General features: G+C 64.8%; 14 protein-coding genes. 6 read left to right on the top strand and 8 right to left on the bottom strand.

Annotated features, from left to right (window positions below; genetic code table 11):
• Nucleotides 1–221 precede the first annotated feature (221 nt).
• Both ACIBZJ_RS17395 and ACIBZJ_RS17390 read left to right on the top strand, forming a co-directional pair.
• Nucleotides 222–1,403, top strand: coding sequence for a hypothetical protein (locus ACIBZJ_RS17395; RefSeq protein WP_395930560.1), 1,182 nt, complete (start codon nucleotides 222–224; stop codon nucleotides 1,401–1,403).
• A 130-nt stretch (nucleotides 1,404–1,533) separates the two neighbouring features.
• Nucleotides 1,534–2,445 carry a hypothetical protein gene (locus ACIBZJ_RS17390; protein WP_395930558.1) on the top strand — a complete coding sequence of 304 codons (912 nt, stop codon included), beginning with the start codon at nucleotides 1,534–1,536 and terminating at the stop codon, nucleotides 2,443–2,445.
• Between the two features lie 31 nt (nucleotides 2,446–2,476).
• Here the strand turns inward: ACIBZJ_RS17390 and ACIBZJ_RS17385 are convergent, their stop codons facing one another.
• Nucleotides 2,477–3,088, bottom strand: a complete 612-nt coding sequence (locus ACIBZJ_RS17385) for an HD domain-containing protein (protein WP_395930556.1) — start codon at nucleotides 3,086–3,088, stop codon at nucleotides 2,477–2,479.
• A 20-nt stretch (nucleotides 3,089–3,108) separates the two neighbouring features.
• Nucleotides 3,109–3,561 carry a GntR family transcriptional regulator gene (locus ACIBZJ_RS17380; RefSeq protein ID WP_395930554.1) on the bottom strand — a complete coding sequence of 151 codons (453 nt, stop codon included), beginning with the start codon at nucleotides 3,559–3,561 and terminating at the stop codon, nucleotides 3,109–3,111.
• 133 nt (nucleotides 3,562–3,694) lie between these two features.
• Here ACIBZJ_RS17380 and ACIBZJ_RS17375 point away from each other — a divergent pair, with 133 nt between their 5' ends.
• From ACIBZJ_RS17375 to ACIBZJ_RS17365, 3 genes are all read left to right on the top strand, one after another.
• Nucleotides 3,695–4,420 (top strand): XRE family transcriptional regulator, encoded by a 726-nt coding sequence (locus ACIBZJ_RS17375; protein WP_395930552.1) that lies wholly within the window; start codon nucleotides 3,695–3,697, stop codon nucleotides 4,418–4,420.
• Between the two features lie 356 nt (nucleotides 4,421–4,776).
• Nucleotides 4,777–5,088, top strand: coding sequence for a hypothetical protein (locus ACIBZJ_RS17370; protein ID WP_395930550.1), 312 nt, complete (start codon nucleotides 4,777–4,779; stop codon nucleotides 5,086–5,088).
• A gap of 223 nt (nucleotides 5,089–5,311) precedes the next feature.
• Nucleotides 5,312–5,560 carry a hypothetical protein gene (locus ACIBZJ_RS17365; protein ID WP_395930548.1) on the top strand — a complete coding sequence of 83 codons (249 nt, stop codon included), beginning with the start codon at nucleotides 5,312–5,314 and terminating at the stop codon, nucleotides 5,558–5,560.
• A 736-nt stretch (nucleotides 5,561–6,296) separates the two neighbouring features.
• On the opposite strand, the gene ACIBZJ_RS17360 is transcribed toward ACIBZJ_RS17365, so the two are convergent.
• From ACIBZJ_RS17360 to ACIBZJ_RS17350, 3 genes are all read right to left on the bottom strand, one after another.
• Nucleotides 6,297–7,148: a hypothetical protein gene (locus ACIBZJ_RS17360; protein ID WP_395930547.1), complete on the bottom strand. Its 852-nt coding sequence runs from the start codon at nucleotides 7,146–7,148 to the stop codon at nucleotides 6,297–6,299.
• A gap of 731 nt (nucleotides 7,149–7,879) precedes the next feature.
• Nucleotides 7,880–9,010 carry a sensor histidine kinase gene (locus ACIBZJ_RS17355; protein ID WP_395931244.1) on the bottom strand — a complete coding sequence of 377 codons (1,131 nt, stop codon included), beginning with the start codon at nucleotides 9,008–9,010 and terminating at the stop codon, nucleotides 7,880–7,882.
• 29 nt (nucleotides 9,011–9,039) lie between these two features.
• Complete coding sequence (locus tag ACIBZJ_RS17350) at nucleotides 9,040–9,696, bottom strand: response regulator transcription factor (protein ID WP_395930545.1); 657 nt, start codon at nucleotides 9,694–9,696, stop codon at nucleotides 9,040–9,042.
• A 115-nt stretch (nucleotides 9,697–9,811) separates the two neighbouring features.
• Between ACIBZJ_RS17350 and ACIBZJ_RS17345 the strand changes: the two genes are divergently transcribed.
• On the top strand, nucleotides 9,812–10,483 hold the full coding sequence (locus tag ACIBZJ_RS17345) for a hypothetical protein (RefSeq protein WP_395930543.1): 672 nt from the start codon (nucleotides 9,812–9,814) through the stop codon (nucleotides 10,481–10,483).
• A 243-nt stretch (nucleotides 10,484–10,726) separates the two neighbouring features.
• Here the strand turns inward: ACIBZJ_RS17345 and ACIBZJ_RS17340 are convergent, their stop codons facing one another.
• From ACIBZJ_RS17340 to ACIBZJ_RS17330, 3 genes are read right to left on the bottom strand one after another with little or no spacing between them, the layout of a single operon-like run.
• Nucleotides 10,727–11,479 (bottom strand): SDR family oxidoreductase, encoded by a 753-nt coding sequence (locus ACIBZJ_RS17340; RefSeq protein WP_395930541.1) that lies wholly within the window; start codon nucleotides 11,477–11,479, stop codon nucleotides 10,727–10,729.
• A gap of 10 nt (nucleotides 11,480–11,489) precedes the next feature.
• Nucleotides 11,490–12,443, bottom strand: a complete 954-nt coding sequence (locus ACIBZJ_RS17335; RefSeq protein WP_395930539.1) for a zinc-binding alcohol dehydrogenase family protein — start codon at nucleotides 12,441–12,443, stop codon at nucleotides 11,490–11,492.
• Nucleotides 12,443–13,234, bottom strand: coding sequence for an SDR family oxidoreductase (locus tag ACIBZJ_RS17330; RefSeq protein ID WP_395930537.1), 792 nt, complete (start codon nucleotides 13,232–13,234; stop codon nucleotides 12,443–12,445). The genes ACIBZJ_RS17335 and ACIBZJ_RS17330 overlap by 1 nt, the downstream gene beginning before the upstream one ends.
• Nucleotides 13,235–13,246 lie beyond the last annotated feature (12 nt).

Genomic DNA, 13,246 nt, shown 5'->3' with positions numbered 1-13,246 from the left:
CGAAGGAGTTCGGGCAACTATTGTGAAGTGTCAACTGACCTCCGCGTCGAGGTGCTTGCTGTATCGGCGAGTGATCGGCTTCAGCGGCCGGCTTTGACATATCTAAGAGGATGTAAAACACGAAATCGAAAGTAGCCCTTTGAGGGAAAATCTTTACTTCTGTCAGTGGTGTGCGCTATTATCCAGTTTACCGTCGCTGGTCGACTGAGGGGGAGGATGTCGTGGTAGTGCCGCGAACCGCTAACATCCCCGTTCTTGCTAGTGCCTCCGAATACTTTGACTTCTTTGACGGAGTCTCCAAGGATGTGCCCGAGAGAAGTAAAGAGCAACGCCTCGCAAGCGGTCTGCTTAAGAGCTATCTGCTGGAGACAGTCGATACCGCGCATGGCGCGAGTGATTTTCAGTCCGTTTTGAGGCGTAGTGAGCTGGCTAGTGAATCCATTGGATCGGACGGTCAACTCTTTAGGGTCATTGATAAATCGGGAGCGGGTGTTGCGCTCATCGAGCGGATATCTGGTCGCTTCCTGTCTTTTTATACGCTCCTGCCGTCGCAAAACTCGGACCGAATAGTGCGAAAAGCGGTTTCGACGAATCCACTTCTCGACCATCTCTGGCTATCTTCGGACAGCTTTTACGCGCTTTGGGATCACGTTAAAGAGTCAAATAGCGGTCGCCGGTACGGTCGTCTTACCTTCGAGCACGAGTCTGTCTTCGATCTAGATGACAATGTCGATGACCCGAACCCGTTCGAAGACGAGCGGCGCGCTTCCAGGTTCACGATGGTGGACCGCTTGGAGGAAATCGACAAGCGCATGAGGCCGCTACAAGAGACTTACGATCCACTTGGATCCATTACGCATCTTCGTATACCCGCTAACGGGCGGGGAGGCCATGACCTTTACTACGACGGTAAGGTTACGAATCGTAGTGAGTCTTTCCTAAATCACAGGTCGACGCTGCTATATGTGGTTGATATGTATAGCCAACTGACGAGTGCAGTGGAAGACCGACTTTGGGTTGGCGAAGATGGTGAGGGCGGCATGGACGGTGCTGTCGCTGAGTTGGTTTTCAACCGACCGCTAAGCGAGGCCACCTTTAGACGGTGGGTACTTAGTCTATTCAATAACCCCCGAAACCGCTTTAGGATTTCGGGATTTCACACATGGCTCAGTCCTCGAAAAGTACACGCCAACGCGATTGACCAGCATCTTTGGCAACCGATGCTGATGGAACTAACACCAGAGCGCATCGTTGCAGTGCTACCGAGAGGTACGTGTGGGAACTCGGTAAATCGGCTTGTCTCAAACGTGCAACGCTTCTTGGATCCACGTGTAGAGGCTTTCATTGGCGACGTCAATTACGCCTCTTTGATCCCCAGGACGGACGCGGTCAACGTTGGCTAAAGAATTCATGCTCACGAGAGATCCTGTTTTCCAGTTAAATTCGTGCCTATGGATGGTCCGCCGACCGCCGCGAGTTGGCTTGGATCGAACCAGATCACCTCTTTTGCAAGCAGGATTTAGTCTCCGAGCAGTGGGTCGACGGATAGCAATAGCCGAAGACTTGAAAAAGAAGCTACGAGACATGGGCTACTCGCCCGATCCACCGGAACCCGATGTGCTCTTCAATCACGCGCAATCTAAGACGCATCTAGTTCTGGAATGCAAAGCACAGGGTTTTAGCGCTGAGAGCTCCGCGACCAAGCAGTGCATCAAGCTATTAGCGACCTGTGGGCAACCGGACAGTGCCCTTGGCGCATCTCATGCCACGGTGATTTATGTGCTTCCGAGCGAGGACGCTGCGGATCATCGGCGCACACTTTATGAGCTGACCGAAATTGTGCACGCCGCAAGTATTGCGTCGGCTGAATCAGGAACATTGGGACTTGAGATTGACGGAGATGGTCTGTGGGGAACTCTTACCCTAATTCAACCGTCGACCAATGAGTACATCGAGAGTGCAGTCGGAAAGATTTTTATCACAGAAGGAGACGATGGGGACGCAAGGCCTCTATATCTCGTTCCTTTCGATCCCACTGCATTTCCAGATCAAGTCGATTCTGAGAAAGAATATTGCTCGGCGCAATTGACCGAGCGGATAATGATTTACGCAATAGGCGTTGTCGGGCAGGCGCAGTTACCAAACACCCTACGGTTCGATGGTCGTGACGCTCTCTCTAGCGCAACCCATGGTGTATCTAAGTACTGGGAGGCAAAGGAGCTAGCAAAGCTTCGAGTCCGCGTCATAGCAGAGATAAACAGGGTGCTTAATAGAGGGAGTCTCAGGGGTCAAACTGAAATTATTCAGGCCGGCCAAGAGCTTGAACTTCATCTATCCGACGAGAAGGAGCGTCGTGCGGCGCTGAGTCTTCTGCACAAAGCGGAGATAACTTCAATATCGCAGAAGCTCGTCGAAGATCAAATTCGTCTGGGTGAGAGTGATTGATAGGGCTACGATTCGGCTAGATACCTCGACCTCATGTCAGGCCACCCAATCCGGGAGTGCCCTGAGGTCGCAGCGGGTCAATGCGGTTGCCGGGTTCCCCGGCTATCAGCTTGGTCGTAACCTGAACGGCCTCTACCAGGACGGGCGTCGCACGGCGGATGGACCGGCTCACAAGATGGTCCGCGCCGTAGCGGCGATCGATTTCGGCAAGGCGATTGGTCACATCCATCCGCTCGCCGGAGGGACCGGTCGTCATATCGCAGTAGATCAGCGCGTCGGCAAGTGCGCTCGGTGGCGCGTCGAACTCATCGAGTTCCGCGGAAAGTCCTCGTTCCTCAGCCTCGATGTGTGCGCATGTGTGGTGGGCGACGAGGCGGCAGAGCATCTCGTCGGCGTGTTCGACGTCGCGCAGGTAGCGGGCACCGTCGAGCGGATGGAAGTCGGTCGCGACGAGCGGCGGCGCGTAGCCTATGTCATGCAGCCACGCGGCGCTCACCAGAAGATCCCCGTCGGTTCCGAGGATCGGGCGGAGCGTCTCGGCCTGTGCGCCCACACCCTGAGAGTGAGCCCACCGGCGAGGAAGCGGCTCCGCTAGTAGCGATTCCGCGAGCGCTCGCGCCCACCCGACCTGCACATGTCTCACATGTGCAAGCGTAGGTGCATTCACCGGGTCCGGACGAACCAGCCTCTGCCTTGGATCGACTCGACCAGGCCGGCGGTAGCCAGTTCGGCGAGGGCTTGGCGGGCAGTGCCGCGGGAGACGCCGTAGGTCGTCATCAGCGATGATTCGGACGGCAGTTGACCGCCGGATGCATGGTCGCCTCGCTCGATCGCGCCCCGTAGGTCCGCGGCGATGCGTCGATACGCCAAGCGAGGCGATGCGTCGTCCCCTGGGACCTTCACGACGCGTCCTCGTCCGGGCAACGTCTCGATCAGCCCCTCGGACTCCAGCGCGCCTAGCGCACGGCGGACCGTGTTGCGCACGACGCCGAACTCCGCACTCAACGCCGACTCCGATGGAAGCAAGGCGCCGGCGGACAGCGTTCCGTCCAATAGTCGCTGACGGAGCGCGTCGGCAATGTGGACGTACGCGCGCCACGCCGTTGGCTGTCCCACGCGTCCGCCCTCTCGTTGCCTGTCCGGTGTTGTCCGAGTGTCTGGCACGTTCGCGGACCTTTCCACCGCGGGGAGGGACGTCTAGGGACGTCTTCTGTTAGCGTGTGCGCATCCCCTCACGCTCGGTGGAGGAATGGTGAACGACACGCTGCGGCGCGCGCTCGCCGACGCGCGTCTCCGAGACGTCGACGTAGCAACCAGGCTCGGCGTCGACCCGAAGACCGTTCAGCGGTGGGTGGCCGGCCGCATCCCGCACGCGCGCCACCGTTGGGGGTTGGCCGACATGGTCGGCCGCCACGAAAGCGACCTGTGGCCGCACCTGGAACACCTGAATGGCGGAGCTTCGCAGGAGACGGTGGCGGTCTACCCGCATCGAGGATCCGTCCCGTCGGCGGTCTGGCGCGCGTTGTTCGGTGGCGCCCAGGACCGCATCGACGTTTTGGTATACAGCGGCTTGTTCCTGGTGGAAGACGTCGAAATGATGCGTCTGATTGCCTCGCGTGCGCGCGGAGGAGTTCGGGTGCGCATGGCGTTCGGCGATCCGGAGAGCCCGTACGTGCGGTCCCGCGGCGCGGAGGAAGGTATCGACGACGCGTTGGGCGCGAAGATCCGTAGCGCGTTGGTGCTCTGCCGGCCCCTGCTTGACGCGCCGCGCGTCGAGATCCGCCGGCACGCGACCGTTCTCTACAACTCGCTGTACCGGGCTGACGACGAGGTACTGGTGAACGCTCACGTGTACGGCGTTGGTGCTTCGCGCGCGCCGGTACTCCACCTGCGCTCAGCCGAACCAGAGTCTCTGACAGCTACGTACCTGGAGAGCTTCGAACGCGTGTGGGTCGCTGCCGACCCCGTGTCGTAGCACGCCCGTCGGGACGCTTGGGACGTCCCTAGAACGTCCCGGAACGAGGTTCAGCCGTACTAATGCCCCGGGTTCCACTCAAGTCGCATCGCGACTGACGGACTCCGGGAGGTGCCAGCGATGAACCGGCCACCCATCAGGATCGACGTTGACGAGCCGACAGTCCGACCTCGGATGGCAGACGACGTCGAGGCCAACCACGCGAGTGACGGCGTACTCGCCGGCATTCTGGGGCGCCATAGCAGGCATCCCACGATCGAAGAGCCGACCTGTCGTGCCTGCGGAGTGCCCTATCCATGCGGTGAGCGGCGAGCCATAGAAGCAACGCTCACCGAGGACGACGGGCAGCGCCCCTGATGGACGTCGACACAACATCCTCGGCGATCGTCCCGGTGCAGCGCTCCGCGTCTGGGTGCACCGCTGTGCCGCAGAAGGTCACCACGGCGCAGCGCCTCTCCGCCGTCGCCGTCCTGGAGTGCCACGAACCGCGTCTGACCGTCCTACAGCGCATCGCCGTTGTCGATGCCGCCGCGCACTGGGTCGAGAGCGCCGGAGGCGACGAGCTGGCATGGGCGCTCCTGGAAGCGGCATGCCGATCAACCACTGCGGCCGGCCAGACGTTCACCGCGCTCTTGACTGCCATCGAAAGCGACATGTCAGCTCGCTGACCGCACGTCCGCTCAACCGGCTGCCGCAGAACCCCGACGACGCCTGATGCCGACTCGGCGTCGCCGGGTGACACGTCGGGACGGGACCAGCCAATCCCGGCAGCGCTGGTCCCGTCCCGGCTCACCCCGCGTCCGGCGAGCCCACTCGTCTTGGAGACCCGATGATGCACGGAATTCACAGCCTGACCGATGCCCACTCGACAGCCGTACGGACGACTGAGCGATGAACGACGACAGCTTCCCGATTCCACCCCGTTGGCATCGCGAACTCGTGCCGGACGACGTCGAAACCGCGCGCGGAATCGTCGACCTGCATTGCCCAACCGGCATCGACCCTGACCGGCCGGTCTGCGCGAGCGCCACACACCTCATCGTGACGCCATCCTGGCCGTGCAGGCAGCACCGCTGGGCGGAATGGGTCCTTGATCTCGCTCAGCGAGGCGAGGTTGCCGGCGCCGCTCACTCCCCGTGACGAGGTCTACCGACCGTGATGGGGTCAAAGCACGATGGGCCAGTTGCAGGGCCAGTTGCAGTACGCTGACGTACGCGGAGGTAAGCCGACATCTGGAAGCTGGCCTGACCTGCAACGACGGATGTCAGCGGACCTCAAGCCCACTGACTCGTAATGCGTAGGTCCCGGGTTCGATTCCCGGAGGCGGCTCCCTCTTGGCCAGCACAAACGCCCCTCGCGAGGGGCGTTTCGTCGTCCCGGGTTGCGCCGAGCCTGCTGCGGCCAGTAGCGGACCGACGGTGGACCACCCACAGGAGTTTGCGCCGCGGAGCCGATGGCAGACGAGCAGTCGCTCTCGCTTGCGGAGCAACGACGGAGCTTTTCTGGAGATTGGCAGCTGTGTCACGTCGTCCCGACGACCAGGTGAGAAGCCTGATAAATCTGACAGGTGCTTCATTCATCTGTCAGAGCCGCAAACGCAAAGCTATTGGACGACGTTCTTAATGAGCCTTAGCCGTTACTAGTGAGTAGACTCACCATTGTCGGGCCACAGTTTGCCGCGATCCTCGAGCCACGGAAATCGAGGTAGCGCCAATTAGCAAAGTCGCGCCCGATCGGTCAGTGGCGGACACCAAGGCCGGCCTGGGCACCCATCCCCGCGGCCTTCGCGGCTCGGCACTACACCATTCTCACCAGCCGGCGGAACTGCTTGACCGACAACTCGTGTCCGTGCCCGTCTCTCCTGGGACTGGACTTGTCACTCGCCCTCCGCCTCCAGCTGTATGGCCGCCGCGGTGCCAACCCACGTCGTATCAGTCGTTGGATTCAGCAGGAGTCCGCCTTCGGAATCCGAGAAGCTGTCCGCAGTCGGCCAGATGGCCCCGATGTTCGCCGAGTTCAGGAGGTCCATGAGATCGGCGGAGGGTGGTTCGGGCACAAGGACGGCCAAGTTGGCGTCGATATCGGATCGCTTCAAGTAGCGCCTGTAATCGAAGAGCTGCCCGACCGCCAGTCGAAGGTGAAAGCGGTCAGGCTTGGCCTTGACCTCGATAAGCAGGCTGCTGGCCTGATCGTACAGATCGACTCGAAGTGTCGACCCTCCCACGGGGATCTCGATACCCTCGAGTCGATCACCGTTCGGATCTCGCCAGCTCCGGAACTTCTCTCGGAGAATCGCCTCGGTCTGGGTGGCTTCTGTCGCGCGCTCTTCACTCAAATAGAAAATGGCCTCGGTACTGGGCTTTTCCGGCGGAACGATGCGAAGGTCTCGTTCGCTGCGGAGTTCGTTGGCGGGCTGGCCGCCACGGGCCGACGCGAGTCGCGCGCGTGCGTCTCGAACCGCCGCGAGCAGGGCAGCGGGATCGTCGCGGACCTTCTCCCACTCCCGCAAGGGTGTGCCGGTGAGGGGTTTGAGGCCTCGGCCCGGGTGGTCCGTGCCCGCGAAGTTGCCGACCCGATAGCTGATCGAGCCTGGAGAGCGCCCCAGCAGGTCGGCCAGTTCGAGTACCTCGGAGTCGCTTCGCCCAACTGCGCGACCCCTACGCTTCCAGAGTTCGCCGACGATGAGGTATTCGTCGAGCGACCATGGCTGTCCCTCGCGAGATGGCATGGAATCCGCTCCAGCTACCCGAGTAGGGCCGACGTCGACTGCCTGAGCCCCGATTGGGTGGCCGGTTCAGGAATCAGGAGGGGATGGCCAATGTCGAAAGCGCACCGGAGATTCGAACCCATTGACCGACAATCGCAGTAAGCAGATCTTCTATCGAAGATTCCTACGTACCAATGGGTGATGGGTCGGCTCAACGCGTTTGGCTGCCGCATTTTGACCCAGCGAATAGATTGTCAAGCCCCCCAATGGGCCAACTCGATCGCGGCCAGTGGTGGGGCCGGAGGTCATCTGGCGAGGCTCGGTTGTGGAGCAAGGTGATGACGGAACGAGACAACTTCGCGATCGCCTAGGTAGGCGCCGCCGACCACGACTGGACGCCGCTGTCATTCAGGAGTCGCGGAAGGCGAGGGCGTCGCTGCGGTTGCCCGGCTGCGGCTGGCCGACCGCGAGGACCCGGCGGGTCCCGGCTGGAGGTTGGTGGGGTCCGGTAGTTCTTCGGGAAGGGCGGCCAGGGTGCTGGATCTCCTCGCCGCTGCGGTCGGCGACCAGCCGCACGAGCCGGCGAACTCGGCCGGCGACAGGCGAGACGTCCCTTAGTACTGCGGGCGAACCATTCGAGGAAACGCCGAGATCGATGGAACATCACCCGCGCGATAGCACCAGCAACTCTCCATCGACAACCATGTCCGCGGGACCGGAGCACCCGGCCGCGGCCAACTGCCGCTGCCGTATCAGGTCGTCGGAGAAGTGTCGTAGGGCGATGTCTCCGGGGGATCGGCTGGAAACGACACCGTTATCGTCAGGCCTCCGGCCGCGCCGGGTGCGGAAGAGATCGAGCCGTCGTGGGCATGGGCGATGGCCTGCACGATAGAAAGGCCCAAACCAGTGCCTGGAGTACCGGCGACCCGCTCGGACGAGAGACGTCGGAAGGGCTGGAAGAGGCCCGGGATCTCGTAGCGCGGGACCACTGGCCCGGTGTTCCGGACCTCCAAGCGCACCCCACCCCCGAAGCGCCCGGTCAAGACCTCCAACCGACCACCCTCCTCCAGGTTGTACCGCAACCCGTTCTCCACCAGGTTCTGCACCAACCTCTCCAGCAACACCGGATTCCCCGCCGTCGGCGCCTCCTCCAGCTTCGCCAACACCGTCACCGACCCCGCAGAAACCGCCCCCAGCACATGGTCGGCGATATCCGCCAAATCAACCGGATACCTCTCCTCGAGCTCCCGGTCCGAGCGCGCCAACAACAACAGCCCATCGATCAGCCGTTCGTGCCGCCCATTGATCGCCAGCAGCGTCTCGGCCAACGCCCGGACCTCCGGCGACGGCGCCCGCCGATGCAGCGTCACCTCCAGCAACGCTCGATTCAGCGTCAGCGGCGTCCTCAGCTCGTGCGACGCGTTCGCGATGAATCGACGCTCACTGTCGAAGGAGTGGTCGAGCCGCTCGAGCATGACGTCGAAAGTGTCGGCCAACTCCTTGATCTCGTCGTCCGGACCGGACAGGGCGATCCGTTCGTGCAGACCACGATTGGCCGCCGGCGCGTCAGCGATCCGCCGCGCGGTCTCGGTGACCTGCTGCAACGGCTGCAACATCCGACCGGCGATCAGCCACCCGAATGCGGTCGCCGCCACTGCCACCACGACCAACGCGATCCCACCCTGCGTCAGCAGCGCGGTGAGTGCGTCGTGCGCGGCATCGCCGCGAACCTCGCGTACCAGCCCTTCCGGATCGGACGCCGGACCGCCGCCCGTCTGGAGCGCCGTGCCTTCGGTCGTCCGGGGCAGTTGCTGCGCGACCAGCGCGTACGTCACCCCGAGCAGCAACACCCCGGACAGCAGGAACAGACCGCCGTACACCATCGCCAACCGCAACCGCAGCGTGAGCCCGCTCATGGGATCCGATACCCCACCCCGGTCTCGGTCTGCACGATCGGAGGCTCGCCGAGCTTGCGGCGTAGCTTCAGGATCGTCAGCCGCACCGCGTTGGTGAACGGATCCGCGTTCTCGTCCCAGGCCTTCTCGAGCAGGTGCTCCGCTGACACCGCGGTGCCGTCCGCCCGCAACAACTCCGCCAGCACGGCGAACTCCTTCCGCGACAACGGTACGTACCGACCGTCGCGAAACACTTCCCGCCGATGCGGATCCAGCCGAATACCGGCTCTCTGCAGCACCGGTGGCGCGGCCGGCCGCGAGCGCCGGCCGAGCGCGGTCACCCGCGCGGCCAGCTCGGGGAACGCGAACGGTTTCGGTAGGTAGTCGTCCGCGCCGAGCGCGAGACCGGTGACCCGGTCGTCGATCTCCGCCGCGGCCGTCAACAACAAGATTCGGACGTCCGGGTGCGCGCCGACCACGCTGCGGCAGACGTCGTCGCCATGGACGATCGGCAGGTCGCGGTCGAGCACGATGACGTCGTAGCCGTGCACCTCGACCCGTTCGAGAGCGGCGCCACCATCGTGAGCGATGTCCACTGCGTGCGCCTCGCCGCGTAACCACTCCGCGATCGCATCGGCGAGCAGCGGTTCGTCCTCGACGACCAGGATCCGCATCCCTCCATAGTGACCCGTGCGGGCGTTTCTCCGGCGTTACCAAAATCAGAAACGCCTCAGAAGCACGCCGTTCGCTCGAATCCATCCACCACTTCAGTTCGAAAGGAGAAGGTAGATGCGAATCAAGACGATGCTGGCAGTAGGAGCACTGACGGCGGTGACCCTCATCGGGTCGGCGAGCGCTGCGGTCGCCGGCGAGAGCACCCCGCCCCCGTCGGGCAACGCCGGAGGGTCGACGTCGTTCGGCTACACGTCGACCGGCGGTGACGCGGTGGCAGAGGCCCGGAAGTTCTCGGCCTGCGTGCGGCGAAACGGCGTCCCGGACTTTCCCGACCCGAAGGTCACCGAGGAGTCCGGCGGTAAAACCACGATCAGCCTGCGACTGCCCGAGGGCTTCCGCACGGACAAGGTCGACGCAGCGACCGAGAAATGTCGCAAATACGCGCCGCCCAAGGGCGCGAAGAAGGGCGTCAAGGTCGGCACCAAGAACCGGGGACAGCTCGTGAAGCTGGCCCGGTGCATGCGGGCGCGCGGTATCTCGAACTTCCCGATGCCGAAGTCGACCGGCGAGTTGTCCATCGACGCGAACAAGCTGGGCATCGACCCGGAGAGTTCGAAGTACAAGGCTGCTGAGCGGGCCTGCCAGAAGTACCTGCCGAAGGGCGGTCAGAAGCAAGACCTGAGGCACGCCCGACCCGCCCCCGACTCCGGCACGGCAGAGTCCGGGACGACGGGGTCCGGAACGGCGGGGGCCGAGGAGACCGGGCTCTCGACCTCAGCCGGCTGACCTCGGAGCGTTGGGCCGGCCCGGCGGGGATGGGCCGGCTCAACGGTCACCGTCCCACAGCGTCCGCCCCGCCCCCCGCTACGCCCTACGCCCCCTGACCCCGACGCCCGAAGCCCGGCGTACTGACCTGGAGCCCGCCGAGGGCGAGGCTGACGTCCTCGCGCGACGACGCCGCGACCTTGGCCTCGGTGTCTCAAGTCGTCGCGCGAGGCCGTCAGCCTCGTTCTCGGCGGGCCGCCCACTTCAGGAGAAGGGGCCGCCTAGGGAGCCGCCGCCGTCGATGACGAAGAGGCCTCCGGTCACCCACGACGACGCGTCGCTGGCCAGGAACAGCGCGGCGTTGGCGATGTCTTCCGGCCGGCCCAGGCGCTGGAGCGGCCAGGGGAACTTGGCGTCCTCGCCGGCCCCCTCCCAGAGCGCCCGCGCGAAATCCGTCTTGACCAGGCCGGGCGCGAGCACGTTCACGCGCACCCCCGGGCCGACCTCGGTCGCGAGCTGCTGGGTCAGGAAGATCAGCGCCGACTTCGTGACGCCGTACACCGCGAGCGGCCCGCCCGCGCTCAGCCCGTCGATGCTCGAGATGTTGATGATCGAGCCGCCGTGCTCCTTCATCCACCCCCGGTACGCGGCCTGCGCCCAGATCAGCGGACCGCGCAGGTTCACCTCGAACGTCTTGTCCCAGGCCGGGAGCTCGGCGTCGATCACCGGGCCCATGTACGGGTTGGTCGCCGCGTTGTTGACCAGGATGTCGAGCCGCCCGAACTTCTCGAGCGTCTCCGCGACCACCCGCGCGGCGTCGTCTTCCTTGCCCGCGTGCGCGGCGATCGCGTGCACGTCCCCGCCGATCTCGGCCGCCGCCTTCGACAGCCCCTCGGGCTTGCGAGCGGTGATGACGACCTGCGCGCCGGCCTGGACGTAGGCCGTCGCGATGGCCGCACCGATGCCGCGGGAGGCGCCGGTGACGACCGCTACGCGTCCTTCGAGGTTGATGTCCACACGGACTCCTTCACAGAGACGGGTCGAGAACGAGCTTGCCGACGGTGGCCCGGGAACGCAGCGCCTCGTGGGCCAGCCGCGCCTCGGACAGCGGGTACTCCCCGCCGGGCACGGCCTTCAGCCGACCGTCGAGGACCATCTCGAACAGCTCCGCGATCGCCGGCCGCAGCACGTCGCCGGGCAGCAGGAAGGCGTGTGCGAGCCACATGCCGGCCACCGTGGTCGAGTGCGCCAGCAGGTTGCCCGGAGCGACCGGGCTCGGCTGCTCCCGGCTCGCCATGCCGTAGAACGCCAGCCGCCCGAACGGCGCCAGCGCCTTCAGGCTCTGGTCGGTGACCCGTCCGCCGGTCATGTCCAGCACGACGTCGACCCGCTTCCCGCCGTTCGCTTCGCGCAGCGCGGACGTCATGTCCTCCGACCGCGAATCGATGGCGACGTCGGCCCCGAGCGACAGGGCCAATTCGCGCTTCGACGAAGAAGACGCCGTCGCGATGATCCGCCCGGCTCCCCAGGCCCGCGCCAGCTGCACGGCCAGCGACCCGACGCCACCGGCCGCGGCGTGCACCACCACCGACTCGCCGGGGTTCAGCACCGCCGAGCGCCGCAGCAGCAGCCACGCCGACGCGCCCTGCACCACCATCGCCAGCGCGGTCGTGTCGTCGATCCCGTCCGGGACGTCGAACGACAGCGCCGGCTCGATCAGCGCCTTCTCGGCGTACCCGCCACCGCCGGCCAGGAGCGAGACCATCCGCCGGCCGTCCGGCAGCCGCCCGACGACCTCGGCCCCCGGTACCAGCGGCAACGAGGCCGGTGACAGGTACGAGTTCTCGGCCTGGTGGGTGTCGGCGTAATTGACGCCGGCCCGGGAGACGTCCAGAAGAAATTCGGACGCCTCCGGATCCGGCAGATCCCGCACCACCAGGACCTCGGGTCCACCGAACGACGTGATCTGAACGGCCTTCATCAGCCCTCCTGGAAGGCAGCTTGAACAGAAGTATCGGCCGACGGTGCCTTGTCGCCGGCGCCGGTCCGCGGGCCGGGGACGTTGCGGAACGCGAACGGCTCCGGGGCCCGCCCCACCTGCACGAACCAGGCTTCGCCGGTGCCCTGACCGGCCAGGATCGCGTCGAACGCCGCCACTACGTCGGAGACCTCGAGCAGCGGGACCCCGGCACCGATCAGAGCGTCCCGGACGGTGGAGATGATCGCCGTTTCCGCGAACGAGGGGCACAGAGCGTTCACCCGGATCCCCGACTCCGCGTACACCGGCCCCAGCGCGCGCACCAGCCCGACCACCGCGGCCTTGTTCGCGCCGTAGATCGGGTCGAACGGCACCGCGGTCAGCCCGGCGAGGCTCGCGGTCGCGACGATGTTGCCGCCACCACGCGCCTTCAACGCGGGCAGCGCCGCGTGCACGCCGTAGACGACCCCGTCGAGGTTGATCGCCATGACCTTGCGGTACGCCTCGGGCGAGAACCCCTCCTCGAGCCCGAACCGGGTGGCGACGCCCGCGTTCAGGAACGCGAGGTCCAGCCCCCCGAACTCGGAAACCGCGGCCGACACGGCGGACAGGCTGTCGTCGGGCACGGTCACGTCACAACGGCGGAACACCCCGCCGATTTCTTCCGCCACCGCCGCGCCACCGTCTTCGTCGACGTCGGTGACCAGCACGCGATAGTCCTGCGCGGCCAGTCGGCGCGCGACGGCGGCGCCGATCCCGCCGGCGCCACCGGTAACCCAGGCTGCCTTAGCCATCGGATCCTCCTC

The sequence above is a fragment of the Cryptosporangium sp. NPDC051539 genome (assembly GCF_044454545.1).
GTDB lineage: Bacteria > Actinomycetota > Actinomycetes > Mycobacteriales > Cryptosporangiaceae > Cryptosporangium.
Note: the sequence above shows the minus strand (reverse complement) of the source record. Positions and strands in the feature narration are given on the sequence as shown.

Excerpts from the sequence above, each read along its gene's own strand:
- ACIBZJ_RS17355 (WP_395931244.1), bottom strand. The coding sequence starts at position 9,010 with ATGGTGTACGGCGGTCTGTTCCTGCTGTCCGGGGTGTTGCTGCTCGGG.
- ACIBZJ_RS17365 (WP_395930548.1), top strand. The coding sequence starts at position 5,312 with ATGAACGACGACAGCTTCCCGATTCCACCCCGTTGGCATCGCGAACTC.
- ACIBZJ_RS17350 (WP_395930545.1), bottom strand. The coding sequence starts at position 9,696 with ATGCGGATCCTGGTCGTCGAGGACGAACCGCTGCTCGCCGATGCGATC.
- ACIBZJ_RS17370 (WP_395930550.1), top strand. The coding sequence starts at position 4,777 with ATGGACGTCGACACAACATCCTCGGCGATCGTCCCGGTGCAGCGCTCC.
- ACIBZJ_RS17335 (WP_395930539.1), bottom strand. The coding sequence starts at position 12,443 with ATGAAGGCCGTTCAGATCACGTCGTTCGGTGGACCCGAGGTCCTGGTG.
- ACIBZJ_RS17360 (WP_395930547.1), bottom strand. The coding sequence starts at position 7,148 with ATGCCATCTCGCGAGGGACAGCCATGGTCGCTCGACGAATACCTCATC.
- ACIBZJ_RS17330 (WP_395930537.1), bottom strand. The coding sequence starts at position 13,234 with ATGGCTAAGGCAGCCTGGGTTACCGGTGGCGCCGGCGGGATCGGCGCC.
- ACIBZJ_RS17345 (WP_395930543.1), top strand. The coding sequence starts at position 9,812 with ATGCGAATCAAGACGATGCTGGCAGTAGGAGCACTGACGGCGGTGACC.
- ACIBZJ_RS17375 (WP_395930552.1), top strand. The coding sequence starts at position 3,695 with ATGGTGAACGACACGCTGCGGCGCGCGCTCGCCGACGCGCGTCTCCGA.